Source organism: Pseudomonas taiwanensis, assembly GCF_013393345.1.
Taxonomy (GTDB): Bacteria; Pseudomonadota; Gammaproteobacteria; order Pseudomonadales; family Pseudomonadaceae; genus Metapseudomonas; species Metapseudomonas resinovorans_C.
This window is the reverse complement of record NZ_QJRF01000076.1, coordinates 192,074-208,643: the sequence shown is the minus strand read 5'-3', so window position 1 is coordinate 208,643 and position 16,570 is coordinate 192,074. Positions and strand designations below refer to the sequence as shown.

The window sequence follows — 16,570 nt, the reverse complement described above, 5'->3', positions numbered from 1 at the left end:
AATGCGTCTCCTCAGCAGTCCAGCGGGTTGCGTTTTTCAGGGTCGATACCGAACTTGGCAATGGCCTCGGCCACGACCTTGGGTTCGATCTCGCCGCGGTCTGCCAGGGCCTCCAGGGCTGCCAGGACCACCCAGTTACGGTCCACTTCGAAGAAGTGGCGCAGCTTCTTGCGGCTGTCGCTGCGGCCGAAGCCGTCGGTGCCGAGGACCTTGTACTCCTTGCTCGGGACCCACTGGCGGATCTGGTCGGCAAACAGCTTCATATAGTCGGTAGAGGCCACGACCGGGCCCTTGCGGCCAGTCAGGCACTGCTCGACATAGGTCTGCTTCGGCTTCTGTTCCGGGTGCAGGCGGTTCTGGCGCTCGACTGCCAGGCCGTCGCGACGTAGCTCGTTGAAGCTGGTGACGCTCCAGACATCGGCGCCGACGTTGAACTGCTCGCGGAGGATCTTCGCCGCTTCCTGGACTTCGCGCAGGATGGTGCCCGAACCCAGCAGTTGCACGTGATGCGCGGCTTCCTTCTTGTCCTCCTCGAGGAGGTACATGCCCTTGATGATGCCTTCCTCGGTGCCTGCCGGCAGCGCCGGCTGGGTGTAGGCCTCGTTCATCACGGTGATGTAGTAGAAGATGTTCTGCTGTTCTTCGGTCATCTGGCGGATGCCTTCACGCACGATCACCGCCAGCTCATAGCCGAAGGTGGGGTCGTAGGTGCGGCAGTTCGGAATGGTGGCCGCCATGAGGTGGCTGTGGCCGTCCTCGTGCTGCAGACCTTCGCCGTTCAGGGTGGTACGGCCGGCGGTACCGCCGATCAGGAAACCACGGGCGCGGCTGTCGCCAGCGGCCCAGGCCAGGTCACCGATACGCTGGAAGCCGAACATCGAATAGAAGATGTAGAACGGCAGCATCGGCTGGTTGTGGTTGCTGTAGGAGGTACCGGCGGCGATGAAGGAGGACATGGCGCCCGCTTCGTTGATGCCTTCCTCGAGGATCTGGCCCTTCTTGTCCTCGCGGTAGAACATCACCTGGTCCTTGTCGACAGGCTCGTAGAGCTGGCCGACCGAGGAGTAGATGCCGAGCTGGCGGAACATGCCTTCCATACCGAAGGTACGGGCTTCGTCCGGGATGATCGGAACGATGCGCTGGCCGAGTTCCTTGTCCTTGACCAGCTGCGCCAGGATGCGCACGAAGGCCATGGTGGTGGAGATTTCACGATCGCCCGAACCGTCGAGGATGGCCTTGAGGGTTTCCAGCGGCGGCGTCGGGATGCTGAAGCTGTTGACGCGACGCTGCGGCACGTAACCACCCAGGGCGGCGCGGCGCTCGTGGAGGTACTTGTACTCGGCACTGCCTTCCTGCGGACGGAAGAACGGCAGTTTTTCCAGGTCGGCGTCGTTGACCGGGATGTCGAAGCGGTCGCGGAACTGCTTCAGGCTCTCGACATCGACCTTCTTGGTGTTGTGAGCGGTGTTCTTCGCTTCGCCCGCACCGGTGCCGTAGCCCTTGATGGTCTTGGCGAGGATGACGGTGGGCTGGCCCTTGTGGTTGACCGCCTGGTGGTAGGCCGCATAGACCTTGTAGGGGTCGTGGCCGCCACGGTTGAGCTTCCAGATCTCGTCGTCGGAAAGGTCCTGGACCATTTCCTTGAGTTCCGGGGTATTGAAGAAGTTCTCGCGGACGTACGCGCCGTCTTTGGCCTTGTAGTTCTGGTATTCGCCGTCGACTACTTCGTCCATGCGACGTTGCAGGGTGCCGTTGCTGTCCTTGGCGAACAGCGGGTCCCAGAAGCGACCCCAGACCACCTTGTTGACGTTCCACTGGGCACCGCGGAAGACGCCTTCCAGTTCCTGGATGATCTTGCCGTTACCGCGGACCGGGCCGTCGAGGCGCTGCAGGTTGCAGTTGATGACGAAGATCAGGTTGTCCAGCTTCTCGCGGCCGGCCATGGAGATGGCGCCGAGGGATTCCGGCTCGTCGCACTCGCCGTCACCCATGAAGCACCAGACCTTCTGCTTGCCGGCGGGGATGAAGCCGCGGCTTTCCAGGTACTTCATGAAGCGAGCCTGGTAGATGGCCTGGATCGGGCCGAGGCCCATGGAGACGGTGGGGAACTGCCAGAAGTCCGGCATCAGCCACGGGTGCGGGTAGGAGGACAGGCCCTTGCCGTCCACTTCCTGACGGAAGTTGACCATCTGGTCTTCGCTGATGCGGCCTTCCATGAAGGCGCGGGCGTAGATGCCGGGGGAGGCGTGGCCCTGATAGAAGATCAGGTCGCCGCCATGCTCTTCGGTGGGAGCCTGGAAGAAGTAGTTGAAGCCGATGTCGTACAGGGTTGCCGAGGAAGCGAAGCTGGAAATGTGACCGCCCAGGTCCGGGTCGTTCAGGTTGGTGCGCATCACCATTGCCAGGGCGTTCCAGCGCACCATGGAGCGAATGCGGCGTTCCATGAACAGGTCGCCGGGCATGCGTGCTTCGTGGGTTACGGGAATGCTGTTGCGGTAGGGCGTAGTGATGGCGTAGGGCAATTGGGTGCCGCTGCGGGTCGCCAGCTCACCCATGCGGGTCAGCAGGTAGTGCGCGCGGTCTTCGCCTTCTTTGTCGAGTACGGACTCCAGGGAATCCAGCCATTCCTGGGTTTCGACGGGATCGAGGTCTTGCATGGCTTGCTCCAGGGCGGAAAGGCTTCCAGAATCGGATGCCAGTGGTCACGGCCGGCCTTGTGGGGCGGTCGCGGCGAAATTCTTGTTACCGGGGGTAGAACCGGGCTCGTGTAGTTTTACTACAAATCGACGAAGGTTTCAGCACTCTGGATACAATCTTTCGTAGTAAAACTACAGACTGCGCGGCGCAGTCGGCTGAAAGCCCCGAGTTAGAGCTATTCCGCCACCGCTGCGCCAGCCACGGGTCCAGCCTCGGCCCGCAGCCCAGAAAGGATAGACCATGAGCCTGCCGCCGCTGGCCGACCTCTCGGCCAACCTCCAGCCCAGCGCCGATCGGGCGCTGTCTGCCGTCCGCATTGCCCTCGCCGAGCGAATCCCGGACTTCGACAGTTGGCCCGACGAGCGGCAGCAGGCATTCGCCCGCGTCGCCGCCGCCAGTGACTTCGTCTCCGATCAGGCCCAGCGCGACCCGGCAATGCTGCTGGCGCTGGCGGCTACTGGTGAGCTGGAGCGGTCGCTGGCTCCGGGTGAGCTGCGCGCCCAGATCGCCTCGCTGTTGGACGACTGCGCCGAAGAAGACGATCTCGGTCGTCGCCTGCGTCGCTATCGCAATCGCCAGCAGCTGCGCATCATCTGGCGCGATCTGACCCGCCAGGCCGATCTGGCTGAAACCTGCCGCGACCTCTCCGATCTCGCCGACGCCTGCATCGATCTGGCCTATCACTGGCTCTATAGCCGCCATTGCGCCCAGTTCGGCACGCCCATCGGCCATCGCTCCGGTCTGCCGCAGCATCTGGTCGTGCTGGGCATGGGCAAGCTGGGTGCCTTTGAGCTGAACCTGTCGTCCGATATCGACCTGATCTTCGGTTACCCGGAAGGGGGCGAAACCGAGGGGGCCAAGCGCGCCCTGGATAACCAGGAGTTCTTCACCCGTCTCGGCCAGCGCCTGATAAAGGCGCTGGATGCGATCACCGTGGACGGTTTCGTTTTCCGCGTGGACATGCGCCTGCGTCCTTATGGTTCCTCCGGGCCCCTGGTGTTCAGCTTCAATGCGCTTGAGCAGTACTACCAGGACCAGGGGCGCGACTGGGAACGCTACGCCATGATCAAGGCGCGCACCGTGGGCGGCGATCAGGCTGCCGGTGCCCAGCTCCTGCAGATGCTGCGTCCCTTCGTCTATCGCCGTTACCTGGACTTTTCCGCCATCGAGGCGCTGCGCTCGATGAAGCAGCTCATCCAGCAGGAAGTGCGCCGCAAGGGCATGACCGAGAACGTCAAACTCGGCTCCGGCGGCATTCGCGAAGTGGAGTTCATCGCCCAGGCGTTCCAGCTGATCCACGGCGGTCGCGACCTCAGCCTGCAACAGCGGCCGCTGCTGACCGTCCTGGATACCCTGGAAGGCCAGGGCTATCTCCCACCACCCGTGGTGACGGAGCTGAAGGAAGGCTACGAATTCCTCCGTTATACCGAGCATGCCTTGCAGGCGATCGCCGACCGCCAGACCCAGATGCTGCCGGACAACGACCTCGATCGCGCGCGCATCGCCTTTATCATGGGGTTCGACGACTGGACCACCTTCCACGAGCGCCTGATGTACTGGCGTGGGCGTGTCGAATGGCACTTCCAGCAGGTGATCGCCGACCCGGATGAAGAAGAGGGTGGCGACGGCGAAAGCTGCATCGGCGGTGAATGGCTTCCGCTCTGGGAAGAGGCGCTGGACGAGGAGAGTGCTTGCCGGCAGCTGGGTGAGGCCGGCTTTACCGAGCCTGCCGCCGCCTGGCGTCGACTCACCGATTTGCGCAATGGCCCCCAGGTGCGGGCAATGCAGCGTCTTGGTCGGGAGCGGCTGGATGCCTTCATTCCGCGTTTGCTGAACCTGACCGTGGAGCACGGCAATCCCGACCTGGTGCTGGAGCGGGTACTGCCGCTGGTGGAGAAGGTGGCACGGCGTTCCGCCTATCTGGTGCTGCTGAGCGAGAACCCGGGTGCCCTGCAGCGGCTGATCGAGCTGTGCGCAGCCAGCCCCTGGATCGCCGAGCAGATCACCCGTTTCCCATTGCTGCTGGATGAACTGCTCAATGAAGGACGGCTCTATCGTCCGCCACTGGCTCCCGAGCTGGCTGCGGAGCTGCGTGAGCGCCTGACGCGCATTCCGGAAGACGACCTGGAACAGCAGATGGAGGCCCTGCGGCACTTCAAGCTGGCCCACAGCCTGCGCGTGGCGGCGTCGGAGATCGCCGGCACGCTACCACTCATGAAGGTCAGCGACTACCTGACCTGGCTTGCCGAGGCGATTCTCGATCAGGTCCTGGCGTTGTCCTGGCGCCATACCGTGGCCAAGCACGGCACACCCAAGCGCGCCGATGGCAGTCTCTGCGACCCGGATTTCATCATCGTCGGCTATGGCAAGGTGGGCGGCCTGGAGTTCGGCCATGGTTCGGACCTGGACCTGGTATTCATCCATGACGGCGACCCGCAGGCCGAAACCGACGGTGCCAAGCCCATCGATGGGGCGCAGTTCTTTACGCGTCTCGGGCAGCGCATCATCCACCTGCTGACGACCCAGACCACCTCCGGCGCCCTATATGAAGTGGACATGCGCCTGCGCCCGTCGGGTGCGGCGGGCCTGCTGGTCAGCTCCCTCGGCGCCTTCCAGCGCTACCAGGAGAATGAAGCCTGGACCTGGGAGCACCAGGCGCTGGTGCGTGCGCGGGTGCTTGCCGGTTCACCGCGCGTCGCCACTGCCTTCGAGCAGGTCCGCCTGGCAGTGCTCGGCCGCGAGCGCGACCTGGCCACGCTGCGTGCCGAGGTCAGCGAGATGCGGACCAAGATGCGCGACAACCTCGGTACTCGAGAAACCGCCGCCGGCACCGCTCAGAATGCCTTCGAGGCCGCGGCGGCCTTCGATCTGAAGCAGGATGCCGGCGGTATCGTCGATATCGAATTTATGGTGCAATATGCGGCCCTGGCCTGGTCACGACAGCATCCCGAGCTGGTTCGTTACACCGATAACATCCGCATCCTGGATGGCCTGGAACAGGCAAATCTGCTGACCGGCGACGAAGTTCGCCTGCTGCAGGAAGCCTACAAAGCCTACCGTTCAGCAGCTCACCGCCAGGCCCTGCAAAAGCAACCGGGGGTGGTGCGCGGGGACCAGTTCCACGCGGAGCGCCAAGGCGTGACGCGGATCTGGCGCGAGTTGGGCTTGAACTGACTCGACGGGCTGAACCAATCGAATTCTTGAGGAGCTGGCAATATGTCGATGGCCGATCGTGATGGCGTGATCTGGTATGACGGCGAACTGGTGCCGTGGCGCGAAGCAACCACTCATGTCCTGACCCACACCCTGCATTACGGCATGGGTGTGTTCGAGGGCGTGCGCGCCTACAACACCCCGGACGGCACCGCCATCTTCCGCCTGCAAGCGCACACCGACCGCCTGTTCGACTCCGCTCACATCTTCAACATGGAGATTCCCTTCTCCAAGGAAGAGATCAACGAAGCGCAGCGCGCCGCCGTCCGTGAAAACGGCCTGGAAAGCGCCTATCTGCGCCCGATGGTGTTCTTCGGTAGCGAAGGCATGGGTCTGCGCGCCACTGGCCTGAAGGTCCATGTGATCGTCGCCGCCTGGCATTGGGGCGCCTATATGGGCGAAGAAGCGCTGGTCAACGGCATCAAGGTGCGTACCAGCTCCTACACCCGCCACCACGTCAACATCTCCATGACCCGCGCCAAGGCCAACGGCAACTACATCAACTCGATGCTGGCCCTGCAGGAAGCCATCTCCGGCGGCGCCGACGAGGCCATGCTGCTGGACCCGGAAGGCTACGTGGCCGAGGGTTCGGGCGAGAACATCTTCCTGGTCAAGGACGGTGTGGTGTACACGCCGGAAGTGACCTCCTGCCTCAACGGCATCACCCGTAGCACCATCCTGACCCTGGCCAGCGAGCTGGGCATCAAGGTGGTCGAGAAGCGCATCACCCGTGACGAGGTGTACATCTCCGACGAGGCCTTCTTCACCGGTACCGCCGCTGAAGTCACCCCGATCCGCGAAGTGGACGGCCGCAAGATCGGCATCGGCCGTCGTGGTCCGGTGACCGAGAAGCTGCAGAAAGCCTACTTCGACCTGGTGACCGGTAAGACCTCCGCCCACGGCGAGTGGCGCACCCTGGTCAAGTAATCCGACTGAGCTGCACGCGGCAAGCCGCAAGCTGCAAGTGGTCATCGCCGCTTGGAGCTTGCGGCTTGTCGCTTGAGGCTGAGGCTTGAAGCTGCCCTTATGAACATTCTGATCGTAGGACCCTCCTGGGTCGGCGACATGGTGATGGCGCAGACACTTTTCCAGTGCCTGAAAGCTCGCCATCCCGACAGCCAGATCGACGTGCTGGCCCCCGAGTGGAGCCGGCCCATCCTCGAACGCATGCCGGAAGTGCGCCAGGCCCTGAGCTTCCCCATCGGCCACGGCGTGCTGGATATCACCAGCCGGCGCAAGATCGGCAAGTCCCTGGCGGGGCAGTATGACCAGGCGATCCTCCTGCCGAACTCGCTGAAATCGGCGCTGGTGCCCTGGTTCGCCGACATTCCCAAGCGCACGGGCTGGAAGGGCGAGATGCGCTACGGCCTGCTGAACGACATCCGTACGCTCGACAAGTCGCGCTACCCGCTGATGATCGAGCGCTTCATGGCCCTGGCCTTCGAGCCGGACGCCGAGCTGCCCAAGCCTTATCCGCGTCCCTCGTTGCAGATCGACCCGGTCAGCCGCGACGCGGCCCTGGCGAAGTTCGGCCTGGACGTGGATCGTCCGGTGCTCGCGCTCTGTCCGGGTGCGGAGTTCGGAGAAGCCAAGCGCTGGCCCGCCGAGCACTACGCCAAGGTGGCGGAGCTGAAGATTCGCGCCGGCTGGCAAGTCTGGCTGTTCGGCTCGAAGAACGACCACCCGGGCGGCGAAGACATCCGCATGCGCCTGATCCCCGGCCTGCGCGAGGAAGCGGTGAACCTCTCCGGCGAAACCAGCCTGGCGGAAGCCATCGACCTGCTCTCCTGCGCCAGCGCCGTGGTGTCCAACGATTCCGGCCTGATGCACGTCGCCGCTGCGCTCGCGCGGCCGCTGGTGGCGGTCTATGGCTCGACCTCGCCGCAGTTCACCCCGCCCCTGGCCGAGCAGGTGGAGATCGTCCGCCTTGGCCTGGAATGCAGCCCCTGCTTTGACCGTACCTGCCGCTTCGGCCACTACAACTGTCTGCGCGAGCTCAAGCCGCGTCCGGTGATCGAAGCCCTGGACCGCCTGGTGCCGGACCCGCTCGAATTGGTGGAGAGTCGCTGAGTGCGGGTACTACTGATCAAGACTTCTTCCCTGGGTGATGTCATCCACACCCTGCCAGCGCTGACCGATGCAGCACGTGCAATTCCCGGTATCCAGTTCGACTGGGTGGTCGAGGAAGGTTTTGCCGAGATTCCGGCCTGGCACCCGGCAGTCGCCCACGTCATCCCGGTGGCCATCCGGCGCTGGCGCAAGAACATCTGGCAGACGCTCAGGAGTGGCGAGTGGCGCCGCTTCAAACGCCGTCTGCGGGAAGCCCGCTACGACCTGGTGATCGACGCCCAGGGCCTGCTGAAAAGCGCCCTGCTGACGCGCTACACCAAGGCTCCGGTGGTGGGTTTGGACCGGGATTCCGCCCGCGAGCCGCTGGCCAGCCACTTCTATGACCGGCGCTATCCGGTTGTCTGGGGGCAGCATGCCGTCGAGCGCGTGCGCCAACTGTTCGCTCAGGCACTGGATTACCGCGTGCCGGAAGGTGTGGGCAACTACGGCTTGAACCGTGCCCAGCTCGCCGATGCGCCGGGCGGATCGCCCTATCTGCTGTTCCTCCACGGCACCACCTGGGACACCAAGCACTGGCCTGAGAAGTACTGGCGCGAGCTTGCCGAGCGTGCCTGCGATCACGGTTGGCACGTGCGCCTACCCTGGGGCAACCCGGCGGAGAAGGCGCGTGCCGAACGCATCGCCGAGGGCTTGGAAAAGGCCGCGGTGCTCCCCAGATTGTCCCTGGCGGGAATGGCCAAGGTGGTAGCCGGGGCGCGCGCCTGCGTGGCGGTGGACACCGGCCTCGGCCACCTGGCCGCTGCGCTGGATGTGCCGACGCTGTCGCTCTACGGCCCGACCAATCCCGGTTTCACCGGCGCCTACGGGCGGTCGCAGATCCACCTGGGCAGCGACTTCCCTTGCGCGCCCTGCCTGAAGAAGACCTGCGTCTACAAACCGTCCGCGGAAGATATCCGCCTGTTCGACCTGAAGCGTGAACAGCCGCTATGTTTTACCCGGCTGAATCCGCAGCGCGTGGCGACCCAGCTGGAAGCCCTGCTGCTGACCGAGGATATCCACTGATGCAATTGGCATTCGTGCTCTACAAGTACTTCCCCTTCGGTGGCCTGCAGCGCGACTTCATGCGCATCGCCCTGGAGTGCCAGCGCCGTGGGCATGCCGTTCGCGTCTACACCATGATCTGGGAAGGCGATATCCCCGAAGGTTTCGAGGTCCTGATCGCGCCGGTCAAGGCGCTGTTCAACCACAAGCGCAACGAAAAATTCACCGCCTGGGTCGAGGCTGACCTGGCGCGGCGTCCGGTGGACCGGGTGGTCGGCTTCAACAAGATGCCCGGCCTGGATGTCTACTACGCCGCCGACCCCTGCTTCGAAGACAAGGCGCAAAACCTGCGCAATGGTCTCTATCGCCGCTGGGGCCGCTACAAGCATTTCTCCGACTATGAGCGCGCAGTATTCGCCCCTGAGTCGAAGACCGAAGTGCTGATGATCTCCGAGGTGCAGCAGCCGTTGTTCGTCAAGCATTACGCGACGCCGGCCAAGCGCTTTCACCTGCTGCCGCCGGGCATTGCCGCGGACCGCCGCGCGCCCGTCAATGCCGCGGAAATCCGCGCCGAATTCCGTCGCGAGTTCAAACTGGGCGACAACGACCTGTTGCTGGTGCAGATCGGTTCGGGCTTCAAGACCAAGGGCCTGGATCGCAGCCTCAAGGCCGTGGCCGCGCTGCCCCGCGAGCTGAAGAAACGTACCCGTCTCATCGTCATCGGCCAGGATGATCCGAAGCCTTTCCTGCTGCAGATGAAGACCCTGGGTATCTCCGACCAGGTGGACATCCTCAAAGGCCGCAGCGATATCCCGCGATTCCTGTTGGGCGCCGACCTGCTGATCCATCCGGCTTACAACGAAAACACCGGCACCGTGCTGCTGGAAGCCCTGGTCGCTGGCCTGCCGGTGCTGGTCACTGACGTCTGCGGCTACGCCCACTACATCGCCGAGGCTGATAGTGGCCGCGTGCTGCCCAGTCCCTTCGATCAGGACGCGCTCAACCAGTTGCTCGCGGATATGCTCGCCGACCAGGCCGCCCGCGCCCACTGGAGCGCCAACGGCCTGGCCTTCGCCGACAGTGCCGACCTCTACAGCATGCCGCAGCACGCGGCGGACGTGATCCTCGCGGAGCGCCCATGAAACTTGTCCTTGAACCACCCTTCGAGCAGCTCTGGGCCGGGCGCGATGCCTTCGCCGAGGTCGAAGCGCTCAAGGGCGAGGTCTATCGCGAACTGGAAGGCCGCCGAACCCTGCGTACTGAAGTGAATGGCGAGGGATATTTCGTCAAGATTCACCGTGGCATCGGTTGGGGCGAGATCGCCAAGAACCTGGTCACCGCCAAGGCCCCCGTACTCGGTGCCGGCCAGGAGTGGGAGGCCATCCAGCGACTGCATGAAGCCGGCGTGCCGACCATGACCGCCGTGGCGTTCGGCGAGCGTGGCAGCAATCCGGCGCGCCAGCAGTCGTTCATCGTTACCGAAGAACTGGCGCCTACCATCAGCCTTGAAGACTATTGCGTCGACTGGCCGCGAAATCCGCCACCACTGCGATTGAAGTGGGCGCTCATCGACGAAGTGGCTCGCATGACCGGCACCATGCACCGCGCCGGGGTCAATCACCGCGACTGCTATATCTGCCACTTCCTGCTACACACCGCGCGACCGGTCACCGCCGACGACTTCAAACTGTCGCTGATCGACCTGCATCGTGCGCAGACGCGCGCCGCCACGCCCAGACGCTGGCGCGACAAGGACCTGGCCGGGCTGTATTTCTCGGCGCTGAACATCGGCCTGACCCGTCGCGACAAGCTGCGCTTCCTCAAGGCCTATTTCCGCCAGCCACTGCGCCAGGTGCTGAAGGATGAAGCTGCACTGCTTGCCTGGCTCGAGCAGAAGGCCGCGCGCCTGCTTTCGCGCTATGAGCGCAAGTACGCCGAGGGAGGACAGGCGTGAGCCAATGGAAACTGGCAGAGGGGCTGGATGCCGGTGTTGCCGAGCTGTTCGCTGACCTCGACAAGGTGTTCGCCCTGCAAGGCGACTGGATCACCGGGGACCCGTTGTCCGAAGTGCTGCGCGTGGAACACCGTGGGGTGCGCTACTACGTCAAGCGTTACTGGGGCGCGGGCAAAGGCTTGCGCCGCTGGCTGGGTCGACCGCGGGTCAAGGCCGAGTGGCAGAACCTCAAGCACTTCGCCAAGTGGGGCATTCCCACCGCTCCCGTCGTGGGTTGGGGCCAGGAACGCCGTGGCGGTGCCTTCCATCGTGGCGCGCTGATCACCCAGGAACTCAAGGGTACGAGCGACTTGGCGGAACTGGCCAAGCAGGGCGATCCGCGCCTGGCCGATCCGCGTTGGGTCGACCGCGTCAGCCGCCAGTTGGCCAAGGCCACCCGCTGCCTGCACGACCACGGCTTCGCCCACAACGACCTGAAGTGGCGCAACCTGCTGGTCGACGATGCGGGCGAGCTGTTCCTGATCGACTGTCCGACCGGCACCTTCTGGTGGGGCCCGTTCCTGCACTACCGGGTCATCAAGGACCTGGCGTGCCTGGACAAGGTCGCCAAGTACCACCTGAGCCGCAGCCAGCGTCTGCGCTTCTACCTGCAATACCGGGATCGACCGACCCTGGAGCGCAACGACAAGCGCCGGATACGGCAGATTCTCAAGTTCTTCGAGGGACGCGAATGAGCGACTTCATCGCAGCGGCTGACCGAGAAATTCTCGCCCGCCACGGCCTGGACAGCTTCGATTCGCTCTGGGCACTGCGCCTGGAGGCAGTGGATGCGCCCAATACCGGGCGCGGAGGCTGGAGCAGCGTGTTCCGCCTGGATCTCGGCGACGCCGCCTACTATCTGAAGCGGCAGAGCAACTTCCTCAGCCGAAGCGTATTGCGGCCATTTGGCGAGCCCACTTTCTCCCGCGAGTTTCGCAATATTCGCCGTTACCAGAACCTGGGCGTTCCGGCCTTGCAGGCGGCGTTTTTCGGTACCCGCCAGGTCGAGGGCGAGCGCCGCGCGATCCTGGTATCCCGTGCCCTGGACGGCTGGCGTGAACTTGCCAGTTACCTCGAGCTGTGGAACGGGATGGCTGCTGAGCAGCGTGCGGCCGTCATTGCCGCCGTAGCGGGCCTGGCACGTCGTCTCCATGGCGCTGGACAGGTGCATGGGTGCTTCTATCCCAAGCACGTCTTTCTGCGAGAAGCCCAGGACGGATTCGACGCCTGTCTGATCGACCTGGAAAAGACTCGTCCGCTGTTGCTGGGTCGTCGTGATCGCGTCAAGGACCTGGAAGCCCTGGTTCGCCGGGCGGATGCCTGGGGTGAGATCGAGGTGCGCGAGCTGTTGGCTGGCTATCTGGAGCGTCCACGGGATTCGGCCGAGGTCAGCGATTGGCTGGCTCGTCTCGCCAGTCGCCGCCGCAACAAGGAGCGCGGGCAATGACCCTTGCAGAGCTGGCCCAGGCGGGGCGCAGTCCGCAACTGCCCATTCGCCTTGACGTCGCTGGCGGCCTGGAGCTGCAGAGCCTGTTGCGGGTGCTGCCCGGACAGCGCTACGTGGGCGAGGCCCTGTGGCAAGGGCGCAAGGTGCTGGCCAAGCTGCTGGTTGGCGGCAAGGCCGAGCGGCACTTCCATCGCGAGCTCGCAGGTGCCCGCGCGTTGCGTGAGCATGGCATCGATACCCCGGAGCTTCTGAGCGATGGGCATCAAGCGGGGCAGGGCGGCTGGCTCTTGTTCGAGTACCTGGAGTCGGCGGAGAGTCTTTGGGACGCCTGGCGCGAGGTCGAACGTGACGCACCGCTGTCCGACGGCCAGCAGGCCGTGCTGGGCGAGGCGCTCGGCGCCATTGCACGGTTGCACCTGGTCGGGCTCGCCCAGGAGGACCTGCACCTCGACAATCTGCTGCGCCACGGCGGCAAGCTGCAGGTGATCGATGGTGGCGGCATCCGCGCCGAAACGCCCGGAAGTCCGCTTCCCCGGGACAAGGTCATGGCCAATCTGGGGGTGTTCTTCGCCCAGCTGCCTGCGGAGCTGGACCCGTTCCTGGAAGAGCTGTTGGTGCAGTACCTGCTGGTCAACGGCGAACATGCCTTGCCGCTGGAGGCGCTGGAAAAGGAAATTGCCCGGATGCGGCGTTGGCGTCTCGGCGACTACATGAAGAAGATCGCTCGCGATTGCAGCCTGTTCGGCGTGGTTCGCGGTGCATTCGGCCTGCGTGCGGTCCGCCGCGAAGCGCAAGCGGACCTCGAGGCGCTGTTGCAGGCTCCGGATGCCGCGCTGGCGCAAGGGCGCTCGCTGAAACAGGGCGGCACCGCCACCGTGGCGGAGGTCACCGTCGGCGGGCGCAAGCTGTTGGTCAAGCGCTACAACATCAAAGGCCTTGGACATTGGCTGACACGCTTCTGGCGCCCGAGCCGGGCCTGGCACAGCTGGCGTGAAGGCAATCGACTTGAGTTCCTCGGCATCGCCACACCGCGTCCGTTGGCCGTGATAGAGCGGCGATTCCTGTGGCTGCGCAGCCGTGCCTACCTGATTACCGAATATCTCTCCGGCCAAGATATAATCGCCCGTTTTCGACCTCATCTGGATGACCCGGATGGGGCTGGTGCTCCACCCGAAGCCGAATTACGCGCCCTCGACCGACTGTTTGCCGCGCTGATCCGTGAACGCATCAGTCATGGCGATTTCAAGGGCAGCAATCTGTTCTGGCACGACGGCCGCTGGACCCTGATCGACCTCGATGCCGTTTGCCAGCATCACAGCGAGGCAAGCTTTGCCCGGGCCTACGCCAAGGACCGGGCGCGCTTCCTGCGGAACTGGTCGGCCGAGTCGGCATTGCACCAGCTACTAGACAAACGTTTACCGCAGGTGCCGGGCACCTGCCCTGAAAGAGGCTAACCCCGTGGCATTGACGATTCTCGGCCTTTCCGGCGCTCTCAGCCATGATCCATCCGCCGCGCTGTACATCGACGGCAAGCTGATCGCGGCCGCCGAAGAAGAGCGCTTCGTGCGCGACAAGCACGCGAAGAATCGCATGCCCTACGAGTCGGCCAAGTTCTGCCTGGAACAGGCCGGCATCAAACCGTCCGACGTCGACGTCGTGGCCATTCCCTTCGCCCCCATCAGCCTGTTCGGCAAGGCCCGCTGGCATTACGCCAAGCGCTACTGGTACGCCCCGGATCGTGCGTTGGACGCCATCCTCATGGGTAATCGCCGCTACAAGCGCTACCGCAAGAAGATCGTCTGGTGCCTGGAGCAACTGGGCTTCGATGCCAAGAAAGTGAAGATCGAGCCGGTGGAGCACCACCTGGCCCACGCCTCCAGCGCCTACCACTGCTCCGGTTTCAAGGAGAAGACCGCGATCCTCGGTATCGACGGCAAGGGCGAGTACGCCACCACCTTCTTCGGCTGGGGTGAGAACGGCAAGATCCACAAGATCAAGGAATTCTTCGATCCGGACTCCCTCGGCGGCCTCTACGGCGCAATCACCGAATACCTGGGCTTCGAGATGCTCGACGGCGAGTTCAAGGTCATGGGCATGGCGCCCTACGGCGACGCTGCCAAGTACGACTTCTCGCGCCTGGCAAAGTTCGAGAACGGTGAGCTGATCATCAACACCGATTACGCCAACGTCATCGGCTTCCGTCGCTACAAGGAAAACGGCAAGGGCTTCTACTTCTCGCCGAAGCTGATCGAGTGGCTGGGGCCTAAGCGCCAGGGCGACATCGCCGATGACCCCTACATCCACTACGCCGCCAGCATGCAGGCACTGTTCGAGAAGCTGGCGCTGGAGATGATGGATTACTACCTCGGCGACATCATCCGCGAGACCGGCAAGATCGCCTTCGCCGGCGGCTGCGCACTGAACGTCAAGCTGAACCAGAAGATCATCGCCCGGCCGGAAGTGAAGGAGCTGTTCGTCCAGCCCGCTTCCGGTGATGCCGGAACTTCCGTGGGCGCCGCCGCTTACGTCTCGGTCAAGCGCGGCGTGCCGGTGGAGAAGATGGAGCACGTCTACCTCGGCCCGTCCTTCAGCAACGAAGACGTCATCGCGGCTTGCGCCAAGCACCCGCAGCAGCCGGTGTTCAAGCGTATCGAGAACACCCCGCAACGCATCGCCAAGATCATGGTCGACGGCAACCCGGTTGCCTGGTTCCAGGGCCGCATGGAGTTCGGTCCGCGCGCCCTCGGCGGCCGCTCCATCATCGGTTGCCCGAGTGCGGCCGGCGTGGCTGACCGCATCAACGAGCAGATCAAGTTCCGTGAGCGCTGGCGCCCCTTCTGCCCGTCGATGCTGGATACCGTCGCGTCGCAGATGCTCAAGGTCGATCACCCGTCGCCCTTCATGACCTTCACCTTCGAGGTCAACGAAGAATGGAAGACCCGCGTGGCCGAAGTGGTGCACGAGGACGGCACGTCCCGCGCCCAGGTGCTGGAGCGCCGCCACAACCCGCGCTGGTACGACCTGATGAAGGAGCTGGAAGTCCTCACCGGCAACGGCGTGTCCTTGAACACGTCGCTCAACCGTCGCGGCGAGCCGATGATCTGCTCGCCCACCGACGCGCTGAACATGTTCTACGGCTCGGACCTGCAGTACCTGATCATGGAAGACATCCTCGTCGTCAAGGAAGGCAAGGATTGGTATGACAATGTCGGCTAAGCCGCTGCTTAGCGTCGTCATTCCCACCTACAACTACGCGGGCGTGCTCCCGCGTGCCGTGGAGTCGGTGCTGGCCCAGGCCACCCCGGAGGTCGAACTCTGGGTCGTGGACGATGGCTCCACCGACGACACCCCGGCAGTCTTCACCGCCCTGAGCCAGCGCTACGGCGCTGCTTTCCAGGGCGTGCGCCAGGCGAATGCCGGGCCGTCGACCGCTCGCAACAACGGCGTGCAACTGGCGCAGGGTCGCTATGTCCTGCTCCTCGACGCCGATGACGAACTGGCTGCCGGCGTCCTGCCGGGCCTCTGCGAGCGCCTGCGCCGCCAACCCGACGTCGGCCTCTGGCTGGCCGGCCACATCGCCGTCCAGCCCGACGGTCGCGAGCGGGAACACCCCGCCAGCACCGTTCCCGCTGAACCCGCGCAGCGTCTCAAGCACTACCTGCTGGACAAGAAGATTGGCCTCAGCCACGGCGCCTGTGTGTTCCTCCGCGAACTGCTGCTCGAGCGCCCCTATCCCGAGCACTTGCGCCACAGCGAGGACATTCCGGTCTTCGCTTACTGCCTGACTCAGCGACAAGTAGAAGTTCTCGACCTGATGCTGGCGCGTATCCACAAGCATCCCGGCAGTCTGCGCCACAACGCCGAAGCAGCCCGCAAGGTCGGTCTGGACCTGGTCGACGAAGTCTTCCTCAAGCTTCCGGCCGGTCTGCAATCGCTCAAGCCCGCCTATCGCGCCCAGCGCTGCCTGTCGCTGTTCCGCACCTGCCTCCTGGCCGGTGACCAGGACCGCGCGCGCAAGTACTACCGAGAAGCGCTGCGCACGGATTGGCGTGTGCTGCTGAAGTGGTCCTACACGCGCAAGGCTGCCCGCCTGTGGTTGCGCTGAAGCC

General features: G+C 64.3%; 12 protein-coding genes. 11 read left to right on the top strand and 1 reads right to left on the bottom strand.

The window, feature by feature from the left end; translation table 11 throughout:
- Nucleotides 1-11 precede the first annotated feature (11 nt).
- Nucleotides 12-2,657, bottom strand: a complete 2,646-nt coding sequence (gene aceE / locus DM872_RS28155) for a pyruvate dehydrogenase (acetyl-transferring), homodimeric type (RefSeq protein ID WP_179062482.1) — start codon at nucleotides 2,655-2,657, stop codon at nucleotides 12-14.
- A gap of 280 nt (nucleotides 2,658-2,937) precedes the next feature.
- Between aceE and glnE the strand changes: the two genes are divergently transcribed.
- From glnE to DM872_RS28100, 11 genes are all read left to right on the top strand, one after another.
- Entirely contained in the window at nucleotides 2,938-5,871 is a 2,934-nt protein-coding gene (glnE, locus tag DM872_RS28150) for a bifunctional [glutamate--ammonia ligase]-adenylyl-L-tyrosine phosphorylase/[glutamate--ammonia-ligase] adenylyltransferase (RefSeq protein WP_179062481.1), read from the top strand.
- Nucleotides 5,872-5,913: 42 nt separating this feature from the next.
- The gene (locus DM872_RS28145; RefSeq protein ID WP_077524775.1) at nucleotides 5,914-6,837 is read left to right on the top strand and encodes a branched-chain amino acid transaminase; all 924 of its coding nucleotides are present in this window, start codon (nucleotides 5,914-5,916) and stop codon (nucleotides 6,835-6,837) included.
- A 99-nt stretch (nucleotides 6,838-6,936) separates the two neighbouring features.
- On the top strand, nucleotides 6,937-7,980 hold the full coding sequence (gene waaF / locus DM872_RS28140) for a lipopolysaccharide heptosyltransferase II (RefSeq protein WP_179062480.1): 1,044 nt from the start codon (nucleotides 6,937-6,939) through the stop codon (nucleotides 7,978-7,980).
- Nucleotides 7,981-9,042, top strand: coding sequence for a lipopolysaccharide heptosyltransferase I (waaC, locus tag DM872_RS28135; protein ID WP_179062479.1), 1,062 nt, complete (start codon nucleotides 7,981-7,983; stop codon nucleotides 9,040-9,042).
- Nucleotides 9,042-10,163, top strand: a complete 1,122-nt coding sequence (locus tag DM872_RS28130; protein WP_179062478.1) for a glycosyltransferase family 4 protein — start codon at nucleotides 9,042-9,044, stop codon at nucleotides 10,161-10,163. The genes waaC and DM872_RS28130 overlap by 1 nt, the downstream gene beginning before the upstream one ends.
- Nucleotides 10,160-10,975, top strand: coding sequence for a lipopolysaccharide core heptose(I) kinase RfaP (rfaP, locus tag DM872_RS28125; RefSeq protein ID WP_179062477.1), 816 nt, complete (start codon nucleotides 10,160-10,162; stop codon nucleotides 10,973-10,975). The genes DM872_RS28130 and rfaP overlap by 4 nt, the downstream gene beginning before the upstream one ends.
- A complete protein-coding gene (locus tag DM872_RS28120) occupies nucleotides 10,972-11,709 on the top strand; it encodes a lipopolysaccharide kinase InaA family protein (protein WP_179062476.1) in 738 nt (245 codons plus the stop codon). The genes rfaP and DM872_RS28120 overlap by 4 nt, the downstream gene beginning before the upstream one ends.
- Nucleotides 11,706-12,461 (top strand): lipopolysaccharide kinase InaA family protein, encoded by a 756-nt coding sequence (locus DM872_RS28115; protein WP_179062475.1) that lies wholly within the window; start codon nucleotides 11,706-11,708, stop codon nucleotides 12,459-12,461. Before DM872_RS28120 ends, DM872_RS28115 begins: the two co-directional genes overlap by 4 nt.
- Nucleotides 12,458-13,915, top strand: coding sequence for a lipopolysaccharide kinase InaA family protein (locus DM872_RS28110; RefSeq protein ID WP_179062474.1), 1,458 nt, complete (start codon nucleotides 12,458-12,460; stop codon nucleotides 13,913-13,915). The genes DM872_RS28115 and DM872_RS28110 overlap by 4 nt, the downstream gene beginning before the upstream one ends.
- 4 nt (nucleotides 13,916-13,919) lie before the next feature.
- Nucleotides 13,920-15,677, top strand: a complete 1,758-nt coding sequence (locus tag DM872_RS28105; protein WP_077524783.1) for a carbamoyltransferase family protein — start codon at nucleotides 13,920-13,922, stop codon at nucleotides 15,675-15,677.
- Nucleotides 15,667-16,566 (top strand): glycosyltransferase family 2 protein, encoded by a 900-nt coding sequence (locus DM872_RS28100; RefSeq protein ID WP_179062473.1) that lies wholly within the window; start codon nucleotides 15,667-15,669, stop codon nucleotides 16,564-16,566. The genes DM872_RS28105 and DM872_RS28100 overlap by 11 nt, the downstream gene beginning before the upstream one ends.
- Nucleotides 16,567-16,570 lie beyond the last annotated feature (4 nt).

Excerpts from the sequence above, each read along its gene's own strand:
- DM872_RS28145 (WP_077524775.1), top strand. The coding sequence starts at position 5,914 with ATGTCGATGGCCGATCGTGATGGCGTGATCTGGTATGACGGCGAACTG.
- DM872_RS28110 (WP_179062474.1), top strand. The coding sequence starts at position 12,458 with ATGACCCTTGCAGAGCTGGCCCAGGCGGGGCGCAGTCCGCAACTGCCC.
- DM872_RS28130 (WP_179062478.1), top strand. The coding sequence starts at position 9,042 with ATGCAATTGGCATTCGTGCTCTACAAGTACTTCCCCTTCGGTGGCCTG.
- waaF (WP_179062480.1), top strand. The coding sequence starts at position 6,937 with ATGAACATTCTGATCGTAGGACCCTCCTGGGTCGGCGACATGGTGATG.
- DM872_RS28100 (WP_179062473.1), top strand. The coding sequence starts at position 15,667 with ATGTCGGCTAAGCCGCTGCTTAGCGTCGTCATTCCCACCTACAACTAC.
- aceE (WP_179062482.1), bottom strand. The coding sequence starts at position 2,657 with ATGCAAGACCTCGATCCCGTCGAAACCCAGGAATGGCTGGATTCCCTG.
- glnE (WP_179062481.1), top strand. The coding sequence starts at position 2,938 with ATGAGCCTGCCGCCGCTGGCCGACCTCTCGGCCAACCTCCAGCCCAGC.
- rfaP (WP_179062477.1), top strand. The coding sequence starts at position 10,160 with ATGAAACTTGTCCTTGAACCACCCTTCGAGCAGCTCTGGGCCGGGCGC.
- DM872_RS28115 (WP_179062475.1), top strand. The coding sequence starts at position 11,706 with ATGAGCGACTTCATCGCAGCGGCTGACCGAGAAATTCTCGCCCGCCAC.